This is a genomic window from Sphingobium sp. SG1, from assembly GCF_057063145.1.
This window is the reverse complement of record NZ_JBVVOJ010000001.1, coordinates 513,880-534,778: the sequence shown is the minus strand read 5'-3', so window position 1 is coordinate 534,778 and position 20,899 is coordinate 513,880. Positions and strand designations below refer to the sequence as shown.

Annotated in this window: 40 protein-coding genes and 3 tRNA genes; 34 read left to right on the top strand and 9 right to left on the bottom strand. The window is 54.1% G+C overall.

Annotated features, from left to right (window positions below; translation table 11 throughout):
* Positions 1–14 precede the first annotated feature (14 nt).
* The 6 genes from AC0KVN_RS03410 to AC0KVN_RS03385 are packed head-to-tail and all read left to right on the top strand — an operon-like array spanning position 15 to position 2,399.
* Entirely contained in the window at positions 15–197 is a 183-nt protein-coding gene (locus tag AC0KVN_RS03410) for a hypothetical protein (RefSeq protein WP_483655723.1), read from the top strand.
* 13 nt (positions 198–210) lie between these two features.
* Positions 211–531 carry a hypothetical protein gene (locus AC0KVN_RS03405; protein ID WP_483655722.1) on the top strand — a complete coding sequence of 107 codons (321 nt, stop codon included), beginning with the start codon at positions 211–213 and terminating at the stop codon, positions 529–531.
* Positions 531–794 carry a hypothetical protein gene (locus AC0KVN_RS03400; RefSeq protein ID WP_483655721.1) on the top strand — a complete coding sequence of 88 codons (264 nt, stop codon included), beginning with the start codon at positions 531–533 and terminating at the stop codon, positions 792–794. Before AC0KVN_RS03405 ends, AC0KVN_RS03400 begins: the two co-directional genes overlap by 1 nt.
* A gap of 24 nt (positions 795–818) precedes the next feature.
* The gene (locus AC0KVN_RS03395; protein ID WP_483655720.1) at positions 819–1,193 is read left to right on the top strand and encodes a hypothetical protein; all 375 of its coding nucleotides are present in this window, start codon (positions 819–821) and stop codon (positions 1,191–1,193) included.
* 54 nt (positions 1,194–1,247) lie between these two features.
* On the top strand, positions 1,248–1,799 hold the full coding sequence (locus tag AC0KVN_RS03390; protein ID WP_483655719.1) for a hypothetical protein: 552 nt from the start codon (positions 1,248–1,250) through the stop codon (positions 1,797–1,799).
* A 3-nt stretch (positions 1,800–1,802) separates the two neighbouring features.
* The gene (locus AC0KVN_RS03385; RefSeq protein WP_483655718.1) at positions 1,803–2,399 is read left to right on the top strand and encodes a hypothetical protein; all 597 of its coding nucleotides are present in this window, start codon (positions 1,803–1,805) and stop codon (positions 2,397–2,399) included.
* A 262-nt stretch (positions 2,400–2,661) separates the two neighbouring features.
* Here the strand turns inward: AC0KVN_RS03385 and AC0KVN_RS03380 are convergent, their stop codons facing one another.
* Positions 2,662–3,225: a hypothetical protein gene (locus AC0KVN_RS03380; RefSeq protein ID WP_483655717.1), complete on the bottom strand. Its 564-nt coding sequence runs from the start codon at positions 3,223–3,225 to the stop codon at positions 2,662–2,664.
* A 92-nt stretch (positions 3,226–3,317) separates the two neighbouring features.
* On the opposite strand from AC0KVN_RS03380, the gene AC0KVN_RS03375 reads away from it, so the two are divergent.
* The 3 genes from AC0KVN_RS03375 (at position 3,318) to AC0KVN_RS03365 (ending at position 5,713) form a co-directional block, all read left to right on the top strand.
* A complete protein-coding gene (locus AC0KVN_RS03375) occupies positions 3,318–4,040 on the top strand; it encodes a hypothetical protein (protein ID WP_483655716.1) in 723 nt (240 codons plus the stop codon).
* A 20-nt stretch (positions 4,041–4,060) separates the two neighbouring features.
* Complete coding sequence (locus AC0KVN_RS03370) at positions 4,061–4,528, top strand: hypothetical protein (protein ID WP_483655715.1); 468 nt, start codon at positions 4,061–4,063, stop codon at positions 4,526–4,528.
* A 309-nt stretch (positions 4,529–4,837) separates the two neighbouring features.
* Positions 4,838–5,713, top strand: coding sequence for a hypothetical protein (locus AC0KVN_RS03365; protein WP_483655714.1), 876 nt, complete (start codon positions 4,838–4,840; stop codon positions 5,711–5,713).
* On the opposite strand, the gene AC0KVN_RS03360 is transcribed toward AC0KVN_RS03365, so the two are convergent.
* On the bottom strand, positions 5,714–6,073 hold the full coding sequence (locus AC0KVN_RS03360; protein WP_483655713.1) for a hypothetical protein: 360 nt from the start codon (positions 6,071–6,073) through the stop codon (positions 5,714–5,716).
* A gap of 33 nt (positions 6,074–6,106) precedes the next feature.
* Positions 6,107–7,144, bottom strand: a complete 1,038-nt coding sequence (locus tag AC0KVN_RS03355; RefSeq protein ID WP_483655712.1) for a hypothetical protein — start codon at positions 7,142–7,144, stop codon at positions 6,107–6,109.
* Between the two features lie 98 nt (positions 7,145–7,242).
* Here AC0KVN_RS03355 and AC0KVN_RS03350 point away from each other — a divergent pair, with 98 nt between their 5' ends.
* The 7 genes from AC0KVN_RS03350 (at position 7,243) to AC0KVN_RS03320 (ending at position 9,689) form a co-directional block, all read left to right on the top strand.
* On the top strand, positions 7,243–7,590 hold the full coding sequence (locus AC0KVN_RS03350) for a hypothetical protein (RefSeq protein WP_483655711.1): 348 nt from the start codon (positions 7,243–7,245) through the stop codon (positions 7,588–7,590).
* Positions 7,591–7,680: 90 nt separating this feature from the next.
* A complete protein-coding gene (locus tag AC0KVN_RS03345; protein WP_483655710.1) occupies positions 7,681–8,016 on the top strand; it encodes a hypothetical protein in 336 nt (111 codons plus the stop codon).
* A gap of 14 nt (positions 8,017–8,030) precedes the next feature.
* Positions 8,031–8,237: a hypothetical protein gene (locus tag AC0KVN_RS03340; RefSeq protein WP_483655709.1), complete on the top strand. Its 207-nt coding sequence runs from the start codon at positions 8,031–8,033 to the stop codon at positions 8,235–8,237.
* An 11-nt stretch (positions 8,238–8,248) separates the two neighbouring features.
* On the top strand, positions 8,249–8,425 hold the full coding sequence (locus AC0KVN_RS03335; RefSeq protein WP_483655708.1) for a hypothetical protein: 177 nt from the start codon (positions 8,249–8,251) through the stop codon (positions 8,423–8,425).
* Positions 8,426–8,436: 11 nt separating this feature from the next.
* Positions 8,437–8,856: a hypothetical protein gene (locus tag AC0KVN_RS03330; protein ID WP_483655707.1), complete on the top strand. Its 420-nt coding sequence runs from the start codon at positions 8,437–8,439 to the stop codon at positions 8,854–8,856.
* Positions 8,850–9,095, top strand: coding sequence for a hypothetical protein (locus AC0KVN_RS03325; protein WP_483655706.1), 246 nt, complete (start codon positions 8,850–8,852; stop codon positions 9,093–9,095). Before AC0KVN_RS03330 ends, AC0KVN_RS03325 begins: the two co-directional genes overlap by 7 nt.
* A gap of 54 nt (positions 9,096–9,149) precedes the next feature.
* Positions 9,150–9,689, top strand: coding sequence for a GAF domain-containing protein (locus AC0KVN_RS03320; protein ID WP_483655705.1), 540 nt, complete (start codon positions 9,150–9,152; stop codon positions 9,687–9,689).
* On the opposite strand, the gene AC0KVN_RS03315 is transcribed toward AC0KVN_RS03320, so the two are convergent.
* A complete protein-coding gene (locus tag AC0KVN_RS03315) occupies positions 9,675–9,866 on the bottom strand; it encodes a hypothetical protein (RefSeq protein WP_483655704.1) in 192 nt (63 codons plus the stop codon). The two genes, AC0KVN_RS03320 and AC0KVN_RS03315, sit on opposite strands and share 15 nt — an antisense overlap.
* 120 nt (positions 9,867–9,986) lie before the next feature.
* On the opposite strand from AC0KVN_RS03315, the gene AC0KVN_RS03310 reads away from it, so the two are divergent.
* From AC0KVN_RS03310 to AC0KVN_RS03300, 3 genes are all read left to right on the top strand, one after another.
* Positions 9,987–10,190 (top strand): hypothetical protein, encoded by a 204-nt coding sequence (locus tag AC0KVN_RS03310; RefSeq protein WP_483655703.1) that lies wholly within the window; start codon positions 9,987–9,989, stop codon positions 10,188–10,190.
* Positions 10,187–10,528, top strand: coding sequence for a hypothetical protein (locus tag AC0KVN_RS03305; RefSeq protein ID WP_483655702.1), 342 nt, complete (start codon positions 10,187–10,189; stop codon positions 10,526–10,528). Before AC0KVN_RS03310 ends, AC0KVN_RS03305 begins: the two co-directional genes overlap by 4 nt.
* A gap of 745 nt (positions 10,529–11,273) precedes the next feature.
* On the top strand, positions 11,274–11,465 hold the full coding sequence (locus tag AC0KVN_RS03300) for a hypothetical protein (RefSeq protein WP_483655701.1): 192 nt from the start codon (positions 11,274–11,276) through the stop codon (positions 11,463–11,465).
* Between the two features lie 16 nt (positions 11,466–11,481).
* On the opposite strand, the gene AC0KVN_RS03295 is transcribed toward AC0KVN_RS03300, so the two are convergent.
* Positions 11,482–12,087, bottom strand: coding sequence for a hypothetical protein (locus tag AC0KVN_RS03295; protein ID WP_483655700.1), 606 nt, complete (start codon positions 12,085–12,087; stop codon positions 11,482–11,484).
* Positions 12,088–12,157: 70 nt separating this feature from the next.
* Between AC0KVN_RS03295 and AC0KVN_RS03290 the strand changes: the two genes are divergently transcribed.
* The 5 genes from AC0KVN_RS03290 (at position 12,158) to AC0KVN_RS03270 (ending at position 13,296) form a co-directional block, all read left to right on the top strand.
* Positions 12,158–12,511: a hypothetical protein gene (locus AC0KVN_RS03290; protein WP_483655699.1), complete on the top strand. Its 354-nt coding sequence runs from the start codon at positions 12,158–12,160 to the stop codon at positions 12,509–12,511.
* 281 nt (positions 12,512–12,792) lie between these two features.
* A tRNA-Glu gene (locus AC0KVN_RS03285) sits at positions 12,793–12,881 on the top strand.
* Positions 12,882–12,892: 11 nt separating this feature from the next.
* Positions 12,893–12,970 (top strand) — tRNA-Glu (locus AC0KVN_RS03280).
* 6 nt (positions 12,971–12,976) lie between these two features.
* Positions 12,977–13,048: transfer RNA gene (locus AC0KVN_RS03275), tRNA-Glu, on the top strand.
* Positions 13,049–13,074: 26 nt separating this feature from the next.
* Positions 13,075–13,296, top strand: a complete 222-nt coding sequence (locus AC0KVN_RS03270; protein WP_483655698.1) for a hypothetical protein — start codon at positions 13,075–13,077, stop codon at positions 13,294–13,296.
* Positions 13,297–13,338: 42 nt separating this feature from the next.
* On the opposite strand, the gene AC0KVN_RS03265 is transcribed toward AC0KVN_RS03270, so the two are convergent.
* On the bottom strand, positions 13,339–13,521 hold the full coding sequence (locus AC0KVN_RS03265) for a hypothetical protein (RefSeq protein ID WP_483655697.1): 183 nt from the start codon (positions 13,519–13,521) through the stop codon (positions 13,339–13,341).
* A 121-nt stretch (positions 13,522–13,642) separates the two neighbouring features.
* Here AC0KVN_RS03265 and AC0KVN_RS03260 point away from each other — a divergent pair, with 121 nt between their 5' ends.
* From AC0KVN_RS03260 to AC0KVN_RS03220, 9 genes are all read left to right on the top strand, one after another.
* A complete protein-coding gene (locus tag AC0KVN_RS03260) occupies positions 13,643–14,314 on the top strand; it encodes a hypothetical protein (RefSeq protein ID WP_483655696.1) in 672 nt (223 codons plus the stop codon).
* A complete protein-coding gene (locus AC0KVN_RS03255) occupies positions 14,311–14,502 on the top strand; it encodes a hypothetical protein (RefSeq protein WP_483655695.1) in 192 nt (63 codons plus the stop codon). Before AC0KVN_RS03260 ends, AC0KVN_RS03255 begins: the two co-directional genes overlap by 4 nt.
* A 745-nt stretch (positions 14,503–15,247) precedes the next feature.
* The gene (locus tag AC0KVN_RS03250) at positions 15,248–15,565 is read left to right on the top strand and encodes a hypothetical protein (RefSeq protein ID WP_483655694.1); all 318 of its coding nucleotides are present in this window, start codon (positions 15,248–15,250) and stop codon (positions 15,563–15,565) included.
* Positions 15,562–15,858, top strand: coding sequence for a hypothetical protein (locus AC0KVN_RS03245; RefSeq protein ID WP_483655693.1), 297 nt, complete (start codon positions 15,562–15,564; stop codon positions 15,856–15,858). Before AC0KVN_RS03250 ends, AC0KVN_RS03245 begins: the two co-directional genes overlap by 4 nt.
* A complete protein-coding gene (locus tag AC0KVN_RS03240) occupies positions 15,855–16,145 on the top strand; it encodes a hypothetical protein (RefSeq protein ID WP_483655692.1) in 291 nt (96 codons plus the stop codon). The genes AC0KVN_RS03245 and AC0KVN_RS03240 overlap by 4 nt, the downstream gene beginning before the upstream one ends.
* The gene (locus tag AC0KVN_RS03235; RefSeq protein WP_483655691.1) at positions 16,132–16,560 is read left to right on the top strand and encodes a hypothetical protein; all 429 of its coding nucleotides are present in this window, start codon (positions 16,132–16,134) and stop codon (positions 16,558–16,560) included. Before AC0KVN_RS03240 ends, AC0KVN_RS03235 begins: the two co-directional genes overlap by 14 nt.
* A 12-nt stretch (positions 16,561–16,572) precedes the next feature.
* Complete coding sequence (locus AC0KVN_RS03230; RefSeq protein WP_483655690.1) at positions 16,573–16,926, top strand: hypothetical protein; 354 nt, start codon at positions 16,573–16,575, stop codon at positions 16,924–16,926.
* A gap of 120 nt (positions 16,927–17,046) precedes the next feature.
* Positions 17,047–17,418 (top strand): hypothetical protein, encoded by a 372-nt coding sequence (locus AC0KVN_RS03225; protein ID WP_483655689.1) that lies wholly within the window; start codon positions 17,047–17,049, stop codon positions 17,416–17,418.
* Between the two features lie 30 nt (positions 17,419–17,448).
* On the top strand, positions 17,449–17,880 hold the full coding sequence (locus AC0KVN_RS03220) for a hypothetical protein (protein ID WP_483655688.1): 432 nt from the start codon (positions 17,449–17,451) through the stop codon (positions 17,878–17,880).
* Here AC0KVN_RS03220 and AC0KVN_RS03215 read toward each other — a convergent pair.
* Complete coding sequence (locus AC0KVN_RS03215; protein ID WP_483655687.1) at positions 17,877–18,842, bottom strand: hypothetical protein; 966 nt, start codon at positions 18,840–18,842, stop codon at positions 17,877–17,879. The genes AC0KVN_RS03220 and AC0KVN_RS03215 overlap by 4 nt on opposite strands.
* A 17-nt stretch (positions 18,843–18,859) precedes the next feature.
* The gene (locus AC0KVN_RS03210) at positions 18,860–19,729 is read right to left on the bottom strand and encodes a radical SAM protein (protein ID WP_483655686.1); all 870 of its coding nucleotides are present in this window, start codon (positions 19,727–19,729) and stop codon (positions 18,860–18,862) included.
* A 96-nt stretch (positions 19,730–19,825) separates the two neighbouring features.
* Here AC0KVN_RS03210 and AC0KVN_RS03205 point away from each other — a divergent pair, with 96 nt between their 5' ends.
* On the top strand, positions 19,826–20,167 hold the full coding sequence (locus AC0KVN_RS03205; protein ID WP_483655685.1) for a hypothetical protein: 342 nt from the start codon (positions 19,826–19,828) through the stop codon (positions 20,165–20,167).
* On the opposite strand, the gene AC0KVN_RS03200 is transcribed toward AC0KVN_RS03205, so the two are convergent.
* The gene (locus AC0KVN_RS03200) at positions 20,122–20,862 is read right to left on the bottom strand and encodes a PolC-type DNA polymerase III domain-containing protein (protein ID WP_483655684.1); all 741 of its coding nucleotides are present in this window, start codon (positions 20,860–20,862) and stop codon (positions 20,122–20,124) included. The two genes, AC0KVN_RS03205 and AC0KVN_RS03200, sit on opposite strands and share 46 nt — an antisense overlap.
* Positions 20,863–20,899 lie beyond the last annotated feature (37 nt).

The following is a 20,899-nucleotide window of genomic DNA, read 5'->3' as shown; positions in this document are numbered from 1 at the left end:
GATGGAGAAAAGCCATGTTTCATGAAGGCCAAACAGTTTCGATCAAAGGTATGCGGTCGGCCAATAACGGTCGACGCCGTGCAAGTGGTCAGATCATTCACATCAAGGCTGATGGTAAATCTGCGGTCGTTCGCGCCCATGTCATGGACATCGGTATGACAGACGTTCACGTCCACTTTTGCGACCTTGTCGCGTAATAAGGAAACGTTCATGCAACTCCACACCAGCGCCCTCTATTATGGCTCGGTTCGCTCGCCCTTCGAACTGCCTGCGGAATGGAACAGCTTCCCCGATCGCGCGGATATCGATCTCGACGCTCTGTGCGCCGCGATGGAGCGTGCCACCGGAGCGCTGTCGGCTCGTGAATTTCGCAAGCGCGCCTCTTTGAAGCACGTAGACGCGATCGACGTTCGCAGCGCAGGCAAGCATATCCACATCGCTGCCCGCACCGTGGTCATGGGTAGTGGCTTCACCGTAAGCTGGTTCAACGACGGCGACGTCGACTTCATCAAGGATATCGTCGAAGCCTGATGCGCTATTACGTCGAACAGTTCGACCAGTTCTGGTCGCTCGATCGCGATGAAATGCACGGCGTGCTTCTCATTGGCGTGCGAACGGGAGGACATGATCTGCGACCCTATAGGAAGCTCAAAGATCGACCTTCGAGCGTTCGCAAGGAGCGCGGCAAACAGGGTTTCTACGTCACTCGCAATGATGTGTTCCTAATCAGTCCGCTCGACTATGACCGGGAGGACTATGCCGAGGCTCTGGAGCGCTTCTTGGTGCATAAATAACCGGTCCCCAAGCTAGGTGCCTGCATGTTCCGCGATCTCATTGCCCTCATCGAAAACGCCGCAGGCAAAACCTACACTCTCTACCACGGGACCTGCTCAGATATCCTGTGTCAGACCGGCTGGGAACCCCATGGCGCGGCGAGCGGAGCAAACCAAGGCCAGAGCCGCTATCTCTATCTGACCAGCCACCCTGAAGACGCGCGCTGGTTCGCTGAGGAGAAGGGCTGCTCCACCGTTCTGGCGGTCCGCAACGTCCCGGCCGCATATCTCCGGGTCGACCCAGAGGATGGCATGGCCGACACTGTTGAAGAGGAATTGAACAGCCCACATGGGCTTCCGGGAAAGGTCGTGCTGACCCGACCGCTTGGGCCGGAGCATTTCTCCGTTTTCGACGATTGACCATCCTCTATGTTGGCTATATCGAGTATATAGCACAACGTGGAGGATAATCACATGATTCGCGAATTCAAGGACGTTCCTGCTTATCTCGCGGCCTCAAAGACGAGTTCCACACTCGGCGTTATCGGCATCACCGATGTGGCCAAGCACTGGGGCGTCAGCCGGGCGGCAATCGAGCAGCGTATGGCACGCGGAACCCTTGATGGCATTCGCATCGAAAAATCCCTCTACGTAGCGCTGGAATCATTCCGCACACAGGTGGAGGAATATGAGGCCAAGCTCGACATGATCGAGGAGCATCTCGCCGATTGCGCGGCCAAACGCACGCTGATCCCATATGGCAAGCTCATGGACTATGTCGGCCTCAATCATGTCCTCTCATCCGATCGGAACAAAATGGGCGTGATGCTGGGCGTGATCTCCAGTCGATCCTACGAAAAGCACGGCATCCTGCTTTCCGTGCTGGTGGTAAAGAAGGGCACCGACTATCCGTCGGAAGGCTTCTACAATCTGGTGGAATCGCTCGGTATCGAAATGGATGACGAGGACACGTATCACCTCGAAGAGACCGAACGCGTGTTCGCCCATTATGCCGATGCTAAGTAAGCCATGCGTGAAATCATCAACATCGTGATCGAAGCCGACAATATCATAACCATGTGGCACGGAGGCCGGAACCTCGAAAGCGACTATCTGGAGGTCAAGGCTCATAAGAAGGGGCGCTGGGAGCATGGTCCCGGCCTCTATCTGACAAGCCATTTCGATCGCGCTGTCCAATATGCCAAGGGTGGCGGTAAGCTCTATCGCGTCTCATTCCGACCCGGCCGCCTGCTCGATGAAGTGGTTGTCCCGATCGACGATATGATCGATTTCGTGACCCGCAATGTTCCGGCACGGTATCGCCGGGATATCATCGCAGACCTTCGCAACAACATGGCACGCAGGGGCGGGGAGGGTGTGATTGCCGAAGTGTTGGTCAATCTGTGCCTCAACTATGAGGCTCTGCCCAACAGCCGCACCGATCGCCTTCGCCAGTTCCTCATCGATCATGGGGTCGACATGATGAAGACCCGTTACGGCGGCCGGGATGAAACTGTCGTAGCGATCATCAATCCACGGATCATCACCCATGTGGAAGCGGTCAAAGTGGGGGACGTTCCAACAGACGAATATGTCTTCCCGATGGATCGGCTAACCCCTTCCTGAAATCGTCCAGTCGTGATATCTCGATGAAATGCTTGGACCCGGCCTTGATCTCGCGAAACTGAAAGTGGGTGATCCCATCCGCCGCTCCAAATTAGAGCGCGGTGAGTGGATTGGACATGTTGGTATCGTCACAGAGGTCAAGCATTGGTGGGTACGTATAGAATATGGTCGCTTTCACGAGCGGTGGGATAAACGAACGGACTTCATTCACCCCCTGCCGCCTACAGACGAATATAAAAGCAGATACAAATTGGAGTTATTATCAGTCGATTAGCGGGTCGGTGATCACGATCACATTTTGACGACGCATGATGTTGCCGGGGGACATATCAAGATCATACCGACCTAGCGCGACCAAGTCTGATATTACGTTGGCCAGTGACGCATGGTGCTTCTCAAATTCGGCTGCAATCTGTAAGTCGGTGTCCACAGGCTCGGCCTGTTCTACAATACTCGCATAGTTGAGCAAGCCTTCCAAGCCGTAGAATTCGTCGTGAGATAGTGCGGTAAGGCGCTCCATGATGACAATCCCGCCACCGCTCGCGAAAGCGCGCCGGTCTTCGATCTGCGGTAGATGCGCGTTGCCAGTGTGAGCCTGACAATAATTCAAGAAAGCATCATATGCTGCATCAGGTTTATAGACCTTAACTACCGCGTCTGTACCGTGGGCGTAGACACGCGCTTGTGAGCCGCCACCAAGGGGGACGACGCCACCATCGCGCAATGCGATGAGAAGTTGCTCAGCGCTTTCCCACGTTTGCCCACTGATGAGGTCGAAAACGTCTTGGCTGCTTTCACTGAGAACAATGTCGATGAAATTTCTCATCCGCTATTTAGGTCTGAAAATTGACGCAGAGGGCGGCGATGCATATCCTGTCGTCACTTGATGAAATGATTTCCCTGAGCAGGATTTGATCGATGAATTTGAAGCCCATTCGTGATGCTGTGCGCGCTAAGATTTCCGCGCTCTACAAAGAGAGGTTTCCTGTGAAGGGCCAGCCGCCGGTTGATATCCCCGGCTTCGATGAGACAGTCGCGCGCTGGAGGCGCTTCATTGCCAATACGAATAACTTCGAAGCGCATCTGGAGAAGACTCGACATCGCGAGGCTCGCCGTATCAAGCTGAAGGAACGCGCGCGCGACATCATGGAAGATATCGCGGCGTTCAATTTCTGCGCCATCGATATCATACCAACGCCCGATGACACCCAGATCATGAGCATCGGAATCACCACCATGGTCGATGCGGTGATGGAAAGCATGCACATCGACATCGCAGGGACGAGCGATGAACCGCATGATTTCGAGCATGGTGACCGGATCACCATGCAGTTGGACAGCGCCCTCGAAATTCTTGAGGCACGCCTGTATGACTGCGACTTCGTTGTCGGTCAGTCTCTCGTGAATGACTTCGCCTATCTGCGCGATCTGGCTGGGATCACGTTTGAGAAGCGGAGCATGCTCGACACAGCGCAGTTCCATGCTTTCCTCAAGGGTGGCTATGGCCGCTCGAACACGCCCGCGCTGGTTGATATCATGCCCCTCTATGGACTGATCCCCATGCCGAAGGGCGTGGCAGGCAATCAGGCACTCGCGGCGATGCAGACCATGCTCGTCATGCTGTCGGAGGCCGCTGCATGAAGTTGTATCACTGGAGCGAAATGACGCTCAAACAGAAGGAAGCCAGCGTCCGTTCAGACTTTGATGTCGGAGACGATACCGACCTGATCAACCGGCTGTTTTTCGCAGCGAAAAACGGCGCGATCGTTGCAATCTGTCGTGACGTCGAACATTATTTCGCCGATCGTGGGCTGCGTATTCTGGCTGAGTGGTCCGAGAGCAGCTATGGCAATTTGACCAGCCTGAACACGACGCTCAAGGACAAGGCGGATCACCGGCGGATACACTTCATCACGCGGGAAAAATTGTGGCCGATCACCGGTGCGCCCAGCGACATGATCTACAGTCTGAAGTCGGTCCAGACTGGCGAACATTATAGCCGGGTGAAACCCAAGAAGGCGATTGATTATGACGCCATCTTGGGTTCCGACGATTTTCGAAAGTTCCTCGAAAACCAAATCCTGCGCGCCAATTATCCGTTCGGATATTCAAGCCACTCATCGTTCTGATCCGTGAGAGCCCGCCGTTCCTGAATGGTGGGCTCACCAAACCAATAGCGCGGATTACCGCAGCAATGGGCACTGCAAGGGTGGGGTGTAGTGGCGGTCTTACGATCGCGGTTATGCGCAACAGGAAGACCACGAGCGGTCATCCAGTTACGAGTGTGCTCAATGATGCGACTGCGCTGTGCGCGACGCCATGCACGATTACGTTCCATGTGTTCACCTCCACACATCTAGGCCCCGGCCAATCCGGGGTCAGAGTGTGAAGGTCATTCGTTCCTGTCTCATTCGCTTTACTTATCGCATAAATAGACCATGCGCAATTTCATCAATATCATCGCCGAAGCTTTTCAGGGTCTCAACGAATTGAAAATGGTCGATGGCTATTGGAGTAATCCCTCGGCGAAAGAATTGGTCGATCTGGTCGCGAAGGGCGATCTTCGGGGAGTTGCCACTTTCCATGACGTATACCTAGACCTAGCCTACAACGACACCCACTACGGTATGCGCCACCAGCTTGGAATCGAGGAGCCGCAGTTCAATTTCTATATTGCGCCATCACACGTCCGCTTCGATGATTATGATGCCGCCGATGATAATGACAATTACCTCAACGGTAGAGGTGATTGGGTATATCATGGAAGTCCGACGGTAGCGTTCTCTGGTATCGAAATTTTCACCGATTGTGATCTCGATGCTGCTATGCAGAACCGGGCTTTCGCGCGCATGACTAAGCATGATAAAGGCGTAGCCATGACAGACGCCGAACCCTTGGTCGAGTTTCTCGACAGCACCGTGGCGCTCACTCCGCATAGCGATGGTGATCTTCATGGTTATGACTTCACCATGGATGGGCGGCAGTTCTTCGTCGGCTTTCAGGACGAAGGCGATGGAGAATATTATTCCTCGTTTACCGGGGAGGACGAACGCGGCCGTCAGAGCGCCAACCTATTGAAGCACAATAAACCCTTCAGGGTGTTCACCGGCGTGATTGCGGCGTTTCGCAAATTCATCGAAGATCACGATCCCAACCTCATTCGGTTCGAAGTCGACGATGGCGAAGAGCGCCGGGTCACCACCTACGATCGCATGCTGGAAATGCTGGACCGCCAGAACGCTCTTCCGGAAGGTTACGTCTGGGACCGTGACGGCAACAACCGGTATTACATATTCAAGGACGGCTGGCGCTGATCAGCGATCGGGTGTTCGGGTCATCATGGAGCTACCGGCGATCTCGAAACCGTAGCGCATATACCAGTCTACCAGTTCTTCGAACGTCAGGCCGCCATCCTCGCCATCGGCGTCGCTGGCCGGGCTGAGGACCAGTGTGATGCCCATATGGTCGGCAATGCGGGTCATCAGCGCAAGCGCTGACGATCCCACGCCCTGACCCTTGCTATGGCGGTTCAGGATAGAAATGATCTCAACCTTGTGATCATCGATCGCGACCAACGAGACTTCCAGTGGCGGCGTCATACCGCCAGCTTCCAGACCATCATACACACGATCGACGTAGACGTCGGCAGCAGTCTCTTCGGTCGTCTCGGTCACAATATTGATCAATTCTCTCATCCGCTATTTAGGCTATGCCTTGACCCGATAGGTTGGTGCTTCCGCGCCTGTTTCATCCCGACGCATGTGTGACGACCAAAAGAACAGACCGGTTTTGCGCAGCTTGAAATGACCGCGAACCAGATGCGGTCGCAGATCGGCGCGAGAACCACCGCCACCGGTTCCCATCCGCATATGCTGGGCTCTACTGAGATGAAGGGTTACCGGTCGATGCGACAGGAGAGGGGGCTTTTTCGCTTTCACCCGCTTCTTGTTCAGTTTGTCAAATGAAACCTCATCCCCATAGGATACGACATTCCGCGAGTTCATCACCATCAGGAACGCGAGGAGAAACTTCCACTCACCGGCGAGATCATAGTTGGCGGAATTGCGAAGGTTGCGCGCTTCCTCCAGCCCCATGGTCGCAGCGGTATATTCGAATACAGGCTTCATATGTTCGGGGGTGCGCATCGTGAGACGACGTTCAAGGTCGACGGCCGCTTTCTCCTCCAAGAGGTTATCGTGCCAAGACAGAGCCCAGCTATTCTGTCCCCGCTGGCTTTGCTGTTTGGCCAACTCGGCATCGGTCGGCTGATAGGGCTCGCGCTGCTCCAGATCGATGACGAGCGATTGAGAGCAGAAATTGAGAAGATCATGGCCATTGAAGTTCCAGACGAATTTCGCCTCGATCTTGTATCCGTCATCCTTCTCGATTTCCTCCAGAAGTATGCCGAGACGCTGAGGGGCATTGGGTTGATCATCTCCCCAATCACTCTGGCTGTAGCGCCCTTCGGCTGTGGCAATGCTGACCCAGTCGCTTCGATCCTTGAAGACGAATTCAACCCACATGACGGGGAAGGGCAGGCGGCACAGCCCGAGTGCGTCGACGATACGGGATGGCATCACGGTTCGACTGAGGTTCTCAATCAGGAAAATGGCATCTCGCTGAAGATCGAACCGGGGCGCGAGAGCAATCTGATCCGACAGACGGCGATATGCCTGCTGAGCCTGAAAGCCGAAAATCTGGCCCTCGGGGCGATCTGGATAAGCGCGAATTGCATCAGCGAGCACAACAAATTCCTTTCATCCCACCGGATATCAAAATTAGTAGTAGAGATAAAGCGCTTTTGACGGTTGCCTGAACCGCATCGGTGTCGTAAATCCCCGGCATGCTACGGCTCTACATCCTTGAGGGCACCCAGCCCGTCCCCATCGAAGACTTGATGGAATGGGGCGTGTGGTATGAGAAGGCGGAACGGCGTGTTGCCTTCTCCCGTCATTCCAGCGGCGTGGAAGTCTCCACCGTGTTTCTTGGTATCGACCACGGTTTTATGGGTGATGTTCAGCTTTTCGAAACCGCAGTTTTCGACGATTATGGCTGCGAGATCGTCAATCGCTATGCGACATGGGACGAAGCATATCTGGGGCATGTCGAGATTGTGAACCAGAAAACGATTGTCCTCAAAGACCTTCTCGAAAGCTGGAAGCATGAGAGAGTGAGCGAAAAACTTTCATAAAAAATGCGGGAACGCTTTTTGTGCTTGTCGCCTCATAAAAAGTAGTATAGGCCGTCTTCAACAGAGATTGAAATCCAGTTGGAGGCTTTTATGAACCGAGTCGACATCGCCAGCTTTGATGAACTTCTCAGCGCCTCGCGGCGCTCGCTGCTCGACGGTTTCATTGCCGGTCAGCCGATCGCGAATGTCATTGGTGGCATTCTCTCCGTGGCGTCGGCTTTCGGTGGGGACGAGGCCGATCGTGGCGCGCATCCCATCGCGACCACTCCGATCGAGACGTTCGATGAACTGAAGCGCGAAGCCGTCGCGGAGGCGGTCGACAATCTGTTCGCGGGTTCGAAGCTGGACAGCATCGTTCGCAATGCCTGTGTGCTCGGCATGGCCTTCGGGTTCAAGAACGTCCGCGCCAAGCAGAACGCTGCATAACCGGGAGAGATCAAATGAGCACCCAGACCATCGCCCGCGCCGAAGCGCACAACGCACAGCAGTTGCTCGACTTCCTGCTGGAATTGCAGGCTCTCAACCTCGATCTCTCGATCATCAACATCGAGGCGCGCCAGATGTCCAATGGCATGGGGCATATGGCGGCGCTTCGTGAAGAGCGCCTGACCGATCATTCGGTCGTTCACGATCTCCACATTTTCTGAAAGGGCCGGGCATGGAACAGTGTGTTCAGGCCGAAGAAGTGCTTAGCCCGTATGAGGCGGCTTTCCTCGACGGGTTCATGGATTGCAGTGCGCTCAGCGCCCGCCGAAACCCTCATCCCACTGGCACGATCGAGGCCGATGGCTATGATCACGGTTACAACCGTTCGCTGGAAGAAACCGGCATCTGAAAGGACGTCACATGACAATTCGCCGCAACGTCGACCTCGCCGCAATCAACCGCGCCTTCATGGCCTTTGAAGAGGGGTGCGCCAGTGCCCCGGACGGTGTGTTCGAGCAGGCCAAGAATATCCGCGATCGCGTTCTTGGATATTCGGCTGACGAATTCCTTCGCGTCGCCAAGAGCAACGAGATGGTGACGTGCAACTGCGATGGCATCCGAGAAATCGAGATCATGATGTTCGACATGATCCGCCGTGAAAACCCCGGCAGCGAGATCGAAGGCGCGATTGGGTTGGGACGAACGCTCATCGACCACCCGGAAACCCGCGATCGTGTTCTGGCCGGTCTTCAGCGCGATCGTGACTTCGTCGCAGGCGTGACCACCGACGCGGCGGTCGACGATCTGCTCGATGACGTTTTGGGGGCGCGCCGATGCTGACCGTCGAAGATCAGGCGCATCTGCGCTACCTCCAGAACCTCGACCAGTTCTCCCCGCAGCCCATCTATGTCTGGCCCTCTCAGGGGCTTTGGTGGGCTGAGCGGGGAGGCCTCGATCCCTCTGAGACCTATTGCTCGATCGATCGGTATGACGTGCTGGAGCAGGTCGAATATGACGAAAACCGTCATACCATGTTCGATTTCGCGCCGCTCAAACTCGACGGACTGGAACTGATCTGACCCCGATAAATAGCAGTGGCGGGACAATTCCGTAACGTCACTGCGGAGATGGGTATGATCGATTTCAGCGACGCGGCCGGGGCCTTCATGTCAGAGGCAGAACTTCTTCTCGACCACCTGCGATCCGAGCGGCTTCATGCGATTGATATGCTCGACACCGGTCCAGAGGACGTGTTCGACGAAATCACCAAACTTGCCGCTCTTATCACCGATATTCCATCATCGGCCCTCGTGATGGTCGAAGGCAATCGTTCTTTCGTCAAATCGACGTTTAACGGCCCCTACACGGGCAATCATCCCCGATGCTACTCATTCTGCGCCGTGGCTATCAAGACGCCTGCTGAGCCTCTATGGATACCGAATTCGACCGATGATGATCGCTTCCGCGACAATCCCTACGTGACGTCTGGCGGAGTGCTATTCTATCTCGGCGTTCCTGTGCTTGACAGTGACGGGATCGCGCTTGGAACGCTCTGTGTGTTCGACAGTCGCCCCCATGATCTTGAACTCCGAACGGTCCTGCTACTCCAGCAGTTGGGGCGAGTAATCGAACGAATCCTGATCGAGCGACTGGACGCCTCAACTGTCCGCTGAATAGTCCAGACAAGCCTGTATAAGCCCCATGAGGCTCAGCAGATCGGTGTTGCGCAGTTTCCCACCCCGTTGCAGGTCTTCGGCCCAGCGCCACGCTCTGGCGGCTGCTGGATGGTCTGCGCAGAAGATCGGCATGTCATAGATTTCGTCCCATAGCTCGTCGCGGCGATAGGCCATTTCATATCTCCTCTACCCTTGTAGGTAGGCGAGATAGAGAAAGGTAACGCCCGGCCGAGATTATCCTGTTGATCCATTTCATAAAAAGTAGTATACCGATCCTGTAACGAGGGATGCGATATGAAACTGTATCTGGTCAAAGGTAAGGTCACGAAGACCGAATATATGGGAACACCCAAACAGGGCTACGAGGACAGGATCGTTTGGGCGCACTCCGACAAAGAGGCGCGGGACAAATTCGTGCATCACTTCGACGAAAAATCGGAGCCCTATTCGGTCTCCTATTACGCCGAGGTCGTCAGCGTCAACGAGGCAATCGCATGAGCCGGAACAGCACCCGCACCAAAGCTCGCACCACGCGCATGGTCTATGGCTTGCTGGCCAAGATCGGCCGCCGGGCGATCCAGTTGGAGCGCGACAGCCTCTCGCGCCTTTATGAGGTCAACCGCCACAACGTGTTCATCCATGGATCGAGGCGTAAACTCGCCGACATTCGTGGGGAGTTCATCCAGACGCTGATTGGTGAAGGGTGGGAGCGCGAGAACAAGACCGACGCGGTGTGGCTTCACCGCAATGGCATCCTAATCGCCGTCGATGGTATCGCCATGTGGAGTTCGATGGTGGTGCGTGACCATGATACCTTCAAGGTTGGCGTGCATTGAAGTAACTTCATCAGCGATCATGATTTTAGGAAAGGCCCGTATTTCCGGGCCTTTCGCTTAAATAGGACGCGGATATAGACTCCGGTTCGGGGTCTTTCATATCCTCCCTTTACACATCAATGGGTCCGATCATTTGATCGCGTCTATAAGGGCCACCCTGCCCGAAAACTGCTGCTGTGGGCTTTGATACGGGCATCTTTCAGGTGCTCAGCCTCAGACAGGACGGTGGATTGATGCACCGACGGTCAGGGCCATGCCGTTAAAAACTCAGTGGCGACCAAAAGATAGAGGGATCAAGGCGCACCCGCCTCCCTCTTCCATGTGGGTTGTGAAGACGATCAGGCTTCTCGCATGGGCTTCTGCTACGGCAGATAACCGGAGGTGTCTCTAACGGGGCACGAGGAACGCAATCACATGCGGGGTTAGGGCTCCCACCCGCTGCCAGTTAAAGTGGCTCGTTGCGCGATCGAACGCGATCTCAATTGCATATTCTCCCCTGTCAGGTGAAGGTTGCACAATTCTTCGGATAGGAGAGTTGTGTCTAAATCCCTCACCTGACAGGGGGATTAAAGGACTTCCGCTCAACTCATTGCAGACATCAAAGTTGAACAATTTTAGATTGTTCGCTTCTGACGAACGTAAGTGAGGAAGAGTGGACAATCTCCCTTGGCGATCCGCAGGATCGTCGAGGCGCACCATCATAAATAAATACTCATGTCCCAACAGGACTTTTCAAGGAACTGATATGAACAATAACATCGCTCCCGCGACGGAGAAGCGAGCGCGTCGCATGTTTGAGGATAGCCGCAGAGGTGCCCAGTTATTCACCAACTGGAATTCCATCACGGAAGGTCAGCGTCAGGAATGGCGCGGCAAGGCAGAGGCGATCGAGATGGTCATCTGCGCCAAACTGGCAGAAGGTGAGGGGGCGGCCTGAGGGTCGCCCTTTTCATTTAATCTCTATCTACGATCCTCAACGAGGACTTGTCGAAAATGACGTAATTGATAGCGTCGTGACCCGTGTCATCGTGGTAGCGGTTTCCTTTGATCCCCATTCTATGCAAATCTTCTGAAGCGGCCTTGTTGCCCCCGTTGCGCGCCAAAATGGTGTAGATTCTGCGCCCAGTTAAATTGGCTAGGAAATTATCAGCGTCCTCGCGTGTGGGGAATTTTCCTAAAACCCCGAACTTCCACAGAGGGGTGTCAATTTGGACAATGAATTTGTCTCTGTCCCACAGACTCGCAAACTCATTGGGTGCGGTGAACACTTTCAAGGTTTTCTTGATGAAATCGTTTTGGTCGCCGTAGGTCGCGTCGAGGTCCAAAAGTTCGTCATCATCGGGGATATTAACCGAGTAAACTGCGCCAGTTCTACCGTGACCCTTGTTGGTATAGTCATCAGCGAACTCTCGCGCTGTGGTCAAATACACCCCATACCCGAAACGCTGTTCGTCTGTTGAGTGTTGTGGTGTCAAATACTCCAGATCGCTTTTGGGGCTACCGTGGAAGGCGATTTGTTCACCAAGCGTTGTTTCGACGAGAGATATCCATTTCCGCATAACCTATTTATGTGCCACGATCGGATAGCTACGTGGGCTGCTATGAGTGTGCGGTCTTTATAAATAGGCTATGCGCAATTTCATGAACCTCCACGGAGCCACATTCTATCACACAACCGAAGCCGAATATGCCGATGACATTCTGGCCAATGGCTTCAAGGGTGGATGGGGCGACGTTGGCTTCGGCGTATACTTTTATGACAATTTCTATGACGCGAAGTCATATGCAGCCAAGGGCGGCTGGGATGGTGGTCTTGAAAACCCCGTTATCATTGCCGTTCGAGATGACGAGATGGAACGCGTCGAAGTCATGAGCGACGAATGGGATGCCAGCCTCTACGCCAACATGTGGTGGCACGATATGGAAGATCAGGACGAAGACGATTACTGGAAGCCCCAGCATATGGAAATCATTCCGGTCTGATTTTTTGTTGTTGACAATCAAACTACCACCTTTGTATAAATACCTCGCTATGAACACGAACTACACCCTTCTCGAACGCGAACGTATCGGCTGATACGGGTGTTTTGACGCGCCCGTATCGGGTGCTGGTGTTGACGTTCTACAATCCCACATCATTAGCCGCTTACCCACAGAACGCTCTTCGGGGCGTGGTAGACTGTTGGATCGGTCAGTGGACTTTCACTCCGCCGCGCAAGTTACGGGTTCGATTCCCGCACGCCCTACCAGTGACTATTGATGATCGCCCCGTCGCCTAGTGGTCGAGGGCACCTGTTTCTCAGGCAGGAGAGGGCAACCTCCAGCGTCGGTTCAAATCCGTCCGGGGCGGCCATCAATAGTTTCGGCGCATACGGCTAACGGGTTGGGTCACTGGAACTTCACTCCAGAATAAAGAGGGTTCGAGCCCCTCATGCGCCACCAGAACATCGCCCAATCGACTAGCGGTTGGGTCACGCCCCTTTCAAGGGTGCACGGATTCGAATTCCGTTTGGGCGACCAGTTTCAATTGAAGTAAAAGGTGAATTATGAATTACGATCTCAAGGAAAACATCAAGGGCATGGCGGAATTCCAGTATTTCCGCGATGGTGCATTCTGGTATCAGACCGCCACCGGCATGCTCTTTCCCATCCCGATCGAGGACGTCCATGGTGATGATCGGGTGACGCTCAACCGAACGGAGAAGGCGATGCTCTTGATGAAGTGGATCAGGAAATACATCGCAACGACCCAGTCGGTTGATGCATGAAGTAAAGGCGGCCATGAGCCGCCTTTACCTTTTGGGCTCCGATTAGGAATAGAAGCCGATTGCGATGTCCAGCAGGGCGGTAAGCGAACCGATGCTGTCGGTAACCTTCGAGGCATCGAGGCCCAGAAGGGTAGCCAGACCAGCGGCGATCGCATAGCGAACCGGGTAGGACTTGAGGTGGAGGGCGATCGTCTTGAGCGTCGCCATGGAGAACAGTTTCTTCATCGTCTATTTAAGGGTGATTGCGACCCAATTCAGGTGGGAGGTTACTCGAAAAGATATGGACGGGGATCGCTCGTTGGTATTATCCGGGTCCGGATTTGATAACGAGATTTGAGACCTAGATATGAAGATCGAGAAGACCACATCCTTGTTCAGTATTGAGAAGAGCGACGACGGTCAGTTCTTTGCCGTGCGCGACAGCAATCCAAGGTTCTGTCTCATTGGGGATACCCCAGAAGACGCGGCGGCGCGGGCGCAGGAGCTTTTGGAAAGCTACGAGGATATGCGCCCCGAAACCGGTCCGGTTCTGTCTCAGGAAGAGATCGATGGAATCGCGCGAAAGCGTGATGAGTTCACCAATCTGTTGATCAAGCTCGTGTCGACCAAGGATGCGTTATTCATGGAAGCGCCTCTGGAATGGGTGAAGCCGCCGCAGAACCGAGGCGGCGAGCGCGAAGAGGCCGAAGACCCGAATGGCATTCGCTATTGGGGTTGGCGTTTCCACGACATGGGTAGCGTATATTTCCTGAACAGGAACATGAAAGCAAACAGCTTTGAACTTCGGCGGTACCCCGACTTCCCCAAACAGGATGAAGACCCAACTGTGATCTTCACTGTTTATCCGCCTGAAACTGGCAAGTTTGAGACTGCTCATCCTTGGTGCAAGCTGAAACGGCGTCATCAGATATCGATTGCCGCTGAGCGTAACCAAGCCCACCTTCGTTCCCTCCAGCTTTGCAGGGAGGCCGAAAATCTTCGCCACAGTCTCTCGGTCAAGTTCAAGGACAAGAAATGATTACCCGTATCGCAAAGGACGAATATCACATCGAGACGATCGGCCGTGAGATCGACATGATCCTTTCGTGGGACGATCTCGTGGCACGGTTGCGCCCTACTGGCGTTTGGACGGAGGATCATCTCAACGACCTTCGTGGCCTGATGGTGGGTGAGCAGACGGCGCGGCCGGTAGGCCGTTATGTTTGATCCTCCCAAATGCCTTTTCTCCGAGAACCCCTGAATGGGATCGTCAGCCAATCCTCAAACAAGCCAAGTTCTTTCGCTTGCTTTATGGTGTCTTTTAGGAATATCCAAGCGTTATATGGCATGTCTCGTTTTATCATGTTACATTGGTAACATGCAGGATGAACATTAGATCGTATATGCCCGACCTTATTGTCTATTCGATCAATAGTCATTCGTAATGAAGTGTCACCACAGTAAGCGCAGCCATTTGCTATCAGGCTTTCTACGAATTTAACGTCCATATCATTTTCTCGTGAAAATCGGGCATCGGACGCTCTCGATGCCTTCACTATGTGAGATGCGGGTTTGTGCTTACGCTCCCATTTTTCTCGTTGCGATCGGGCCTTTTCAGCATCGATATATCGTATGCGCTTCGGCTTTCGATGGGATGAAAAGCAGGCGTTACAACGTGTTTTTGGATAATATATTCCGCTACTGGACTTCGATCGTGGGTAGTCATGTAGTGGTTTGTCCTCTTTGCATTCTGTGCATATTTTAAGTTTATCAAGGTTTTCGCCGCGATGATACTCCATCGCGGCCTTTCTTTTCTCATCTAGACAATCGCGACAACGTTGGATTTTAGGAAGTCTGCCGTAAGCATCTTTGAAGTCGCGGTCTGGTTTCAAGCAATCGCACGAAATACACAAAATTTCATTCATGAATATATTTATTCATTCCGGGTCACCACAAGTGTTAGATAATTTGTATGGATAAAGTTCAAACCGTAACACGTTACGTCGATCTGACCGCCGAGCAGGACGCTGTCATCCGCGACATTGCCTTTTCTACCGGAAAGAGCCGGAACGCGGTGATCGCCGATATCATCGCCAGTGGGCTTCTGTCCTACGAAGCGTCGGGCGAACGGATGATCAAGAACCGGATGGATGAGCGCAACCGTCTCCACGTCCAGTATCGCACGGAGCGTATCGATGAACTGGTGGCTGAATTCGATGCGGCGTTCGATGAACGCTGGGAGAAGATGAAAAGCGCGATTGCGCGCGTATATGAGGAAACGAAGATTTGAAGTGGTATTTGATGATGCTCCCGATGCTGCTTGCGGGCTGTGACACGGGCCAAACTCCGCAGCAGCGGGCGGCAGATGCCGCTGAAGAAGCGCACCGCGACGCGCAACATCTGCTGCAAAAATCGAGCGTAGAATGTTCGGACGGTAATCAGGTTCGGTTCGTCATTTATTACGTGGGTGGGAATGCATCTGCTTTTACAGCATGGCCGGTCCTCAACGATGATGGAACTCCCAAGAAATGTGTGAAGAGGGCCAGAGCCACGCAACCAGAGTATGAGGAGGTTCCGCAATGAAGCGCTTTGCTATTGTCGTGCTTGCACTTCTCGCGTCGGGTTGCCGGTCTGAAGCCGAGCGGAAGGCATCGTTCGATGACGATCTGGGCGTTATGATGCGCCGGTCATCGGTATGGTGCGTTGACGGCAATATGGTCCGGTTTGTCGGCCGCAGTATCGCTACGGATTCTGGATTGGTGTCTGGGTGGACCATTCTCGACGCCGAAGGGAAGCCGAAACGTTGCCCCGAACATCACAATCCCGCCCCGGTGGAACTTGAAAGGAGTGATCCCTATGTCGTCTATTGATGAAGCAGCCGTTCAGCGCTGCCGTGACGCCGGTTTCGTCGATCCGTTTTTCATCGGCACCAAGGGATATCCGAACTGGCACGATTTCACCGACGAGGCGATCGCGCAGACTCGTAAGTTTGTCGAAGATACGAAGGCGATATTCGAACCGCGTGAACCGATCGCGCAGATGGGGACGCCGGATTTGGCTGACCTGCGCCGGAAGTATCTTGGCGAATCCGCGTGCGATGCTGCCGGGTTGGACGATGAATTCTTCTCCGGAGTTCGCTGGCGCGCAGAGGCCGACCAAACGTTTCGGGAAGAACTCAAGGCTTCGATGGAAGCCTATTGGGACAATGGATCGGAGTGCCGCATCATCAACGGGAAGACCCATGTTTTCGACAAGGACGGTAAGCTGGTGATCGTTCAAGGGTAGCATAAATACGGCATGCGTATTTGGATCAATATGGTGGATGGACTTCTGGGCGAAGACCGAGATGTCATGCCGGTGAGTAACATCGACGAGATAACTGATTTTGTAGGTAATCTGGCGACTGATGAGGTTGGCGATGAGATCATCGGGTCATACCGTGTTGCGTTCGAAGGCTTCACTGACGAGTGTTGGGCCGATTATGAAGAGGGGCTGACGACCGGTCGTTATGATGGGATCGACAGCCTCGAAGAGGAAATGATTTCCGATTGGTCCGCGAAATATGGCGCACGGCCGCTGATGACGGATTGGACTTACGGGTCCGATCCGTGGACTGACACGACTTTCTACGCGGTGTTTCTCGCGAGATAAATAATAGCGGCCAAGCAGCATTATAGGAGAAGGTGCGTCACTCCACAAAGCATCCGGGCAGGGGAAGCAGGAGTGAAGGGTAGCGAGGTTCGAAGCCTCGTCGGGCCGCCAAGGAGAAAGATGCGATACAGGGATATCATTGCAGAAGGTAAGGCGATTTCACTAGGGCCTCGTTATCGAAGTGATGGCGAGGATATGATCGTTATCAGCAATCCCAGTTCTTCCCAGATCACAACTTTGATCGAGCGTGCTACTAGAGAAGACGGCCGCTGGTATCTTCGAGGCCTTGCCTATCGGACGTCTACTGTGCTCGTATGGGACGGTTGGGATGCTACCCACGATGATGTCATTCATCATCTCTACCCGGACCTCGACGGTTATGACATCACCACTTTCGAGATGGACAGCAGTGGGCTCAAACTGCTGCGACCGAGTGATTACGACGTGCGGATAGTCCCAGCATATCTTCGGTTGCTCAAGGCCGTTGGGTAAGAGCCACATCGCTAACAGATAAATACTCACATGCGTGAGTTCATCGACATTGTAGCAGAACCGTTGCTCGAAGCACGGGTTGAAGTAGTTGACGTTCGTGGCGTCGAGGTTTGGGTCCGTCGTGATCCGACGAAAAACGAGGTCACACAGTTCGTCTCTCAGGCACCGCTCAACATCATGCGCGGCATGGTGATGAATGACGGTCATTTCTATCTGTGGGATTCGATCGACGGCGGACACGCCGACGTTTGCCGCGCGCTTGGCGGCCGGGATTACAATCCGTTTATCGTGTGCGATGATTTTAACAGGCTGCGAAATGAGAGCGACTGGGAACGGGAATCGTTCTACCAGTCGGGCTCTCTCTATCTGATGATGGACGACGCGCTTGCCTTCAATGAGGTTTTTACGCGTCGTTTCCCCGGCCTTGAGCCTGTGCCCGTCAATTCAAGCGTCGACGCTTAAAATCGCGGATACAGATCGACGAAGGCGTTATAATCGGCAAGTGACTGCTCTGCCGCGAGGGTGAAAACGGCTTCGTATCCCCACTTCCCGTCACGGAAAATCCGACCATCGCCTTCCCACCGTGCGATCGCATGTCGAACGTCGGCAGAGATTTCCCTATCGATGTCGGATGACACTTCAAACGTGTCGATACCATGCTCAGCGAAGCTTTTCCCACCATTGATCCGGCACTGTTGCATGAGGTGCGCCAGCCGCAGATATTTGTCCGAGCCAACGATCGCATTGAGCACTTCATCATCGCTGGCGTCATAGTCGAGGCCGTATCGCACGCGCATAGTCGCAAGGAAGTGCATTTGCGCCTGTTCCCTATCGGCCAGTTTCTTAGCAGCGATCTGCTGATCCAGTTCGTGATGTTTGGTTCGCGCCCATTCGTCGAGAGTGCGGCGGACGTTGTTGATCTGCGCGACTACGGCAGAAAATCCGTCGATCGTCTTGATGTGCCGTGCAATGTCCTGTGTGTATCCGGCTGAGTGCTTTTGCGCTACCGCCTTGCCGCGCTTATACTCGGTAGTCGAGTAGGTTGGCGAAATTCCCATAGCGGTCATGAGATCGGTAATCTTGGCTACCACAGTCTTGTTGTGCTCGATCACGATTTGGTTTCGCGCGGAGATTTCATCAGCTTTCGCCTTTTCATAGTCGAGGAGGCGGATGATGGCCTCGCGGCGCGTTCGCAGTTTCTCATGGGTATCGATCCGCGCATGAACGTCTTGGAAACGTTCGGATGTAATGCCATTATTTTCGATATAATGGAGCTTCTGCTGGAAGATGGCGCTGCCGAGGATGGCCTTATAATCCTCGATCGGCTTGGGACGCGGTAATTCGCCTTCCAGTCGTTCCTTTAACCGATCATTTTCTTCGGCGATAAACTGGATGGCGGTTTCAATTGAAGTGACAAATACCATGGAATTTCTCTCTCAAATTACTCGATGAACATGCCGCAGCTTGCGTTCACATCCTTGCCTACCCGTGGGACAATTCGGCTTCCCGGATGATCTAGCGCATCGGCGATGAACCGGAAATTGCGCTCGATGATTTCCTCAGATGGTTCTTTCCCCTGACGTTCGCTGTAGGGGTTGTAGCGGACGAGATTGAATTTGGCTCGGAGGTCTACCGCGCGCACCGCAGCCACGATTTCTTCAAGGGTTTCCTCGTCATCATTCTCGCCCTCGATGAAGGCCCAGTGCAGCGCGACGTCCTGTCCGCTCGCCTGTTGCCAGTCAGCTAGTTTCCGCAGCGCTAGGCGGGGATCGATGGCTTTTGGTAGCCAACGCTTCCTGAAGCGCTCTTTGAGGCTGTAGAGGCTGTAATAGGGCACAACCAGTTCACTGCGGCCGAAAACGTCCACGAGATCGAAATCGATCGTCTCCTTGGGCATGATTGTGCTCACGTTGAACTTGGTCTGTTTGACCCCCCAGAACCACGCCAGCCCACATAATTGCTGTTCCAGCCGTGCCCATTGGGTGGTGAGATGGCGGTTCGTCAGAGGCTCACCCCGCGCCATGAAGTTGAAATTGACCCGCTCGGCTGGCGCATTGAGGCTGTAATAGTGGGCTATGACCTTCCGGGCCTGCTCTGCATACTCAGCGATCGTCGCCTCGCGCATCATGGTCTGACCAGTGGCGGTGAGATGACAAAAACGACAAGCCTTGTTGCAACCGGTATGGCTGCTCAGATAGGCAATGAAGTAATCATCGGAACGCCGAACATATCTGGCTTCGAACGCGCCATCGTCCATGGTTCGCTCAACGAAATTCACACTGGCATCAATATTGGACCTGAAAATTTCCACTAATGTCTCCATCGAATATGGAGACGCTAGTGAAGCGACCTTCAAAATTGCAATATTGGCAATGGGGTGCTAGTTGATTGTCATACACCGCATTAGATGGAGACCATTTTGCTGAACCACTCGTTGCACCGTAAGATCATCCGACGGGTGGCGCTCATTCTTCATGAAAATGCGACGCGCGTAAAAACCGCATCAACGGTGCGCTACCAACAGCAAAGTGACGGGTATCAGGTCGAGCTTTCAAACTGTCTGCGGCAGGCGGCCCGCGTGTGTGAGAGCGCCAAGGATCATTCTGTTGCAGAGGTGAAGCGAGCGCTGCGTGCCATGCGCGTGCAAAACCCCACTGACTCCATGCGCGACGCAGTCAATGGGGCTTACAGCATATTGAATGTTCAGGCGTTCAGTGAAGGCTTGGTCGACGTCGACATCCGGTCGTAGGCCTCACGCATACGTTCGATGATGACGATGGCGCAGTCCATCACCATAGCGGCATCATTGCCCGCAATATGTGCGCGACGGGCCGGAACGACGCAGGACTGGGCCATAGCGGATAGGCGGTGTGCGGGCGCGTCAGGGAAGGCGAGCTTCGACCACTTCACCGTGTCGAAATAATGCTTGTGGCCGATGTCGGCACCGATCCGTTTCATCTGCCGGAAATCTTCCGATAGGTTATGACCGAGCAAGATCGCGGTTTCACCCCACAGTTCAGCGAGATACGCTGCGATTTCGTCGTCGGTCATCACAGTGCTGCCGCCGGGGAAGCGATCCTTGCGCAACACTTTGCCGTGGCGCTTCAGAATGATGTTCTGGATGGTGATGCCAGACGGTCGCCAAATGGCAAGACCTACTTCATGGACCAGACGCGGGTCGCCATGATATGGCCATTCCGCATCAAATGCGACAATGGTCTTCCCGGCGGACATCGCATCCGCCAGATGAGTGATCTGCGCGAATGCTGCATTGGATTTGAGCGAGGATGGTGAATTAGCCGACCGTGACATCGTAGCTTTGCGAGCACGCCGCCCGCGCTTACTTAGCAGACGACTTATGCGCCGGGCGACCTTGAGTGCCCGGACGTCGCCGGTCTGTTCATAGCGTTCACGGAGGGTGTGTTCGATGCGTTGATAATCCATAGATTGCGTCTACTACCATTTGTGAAGTTGGACAAAC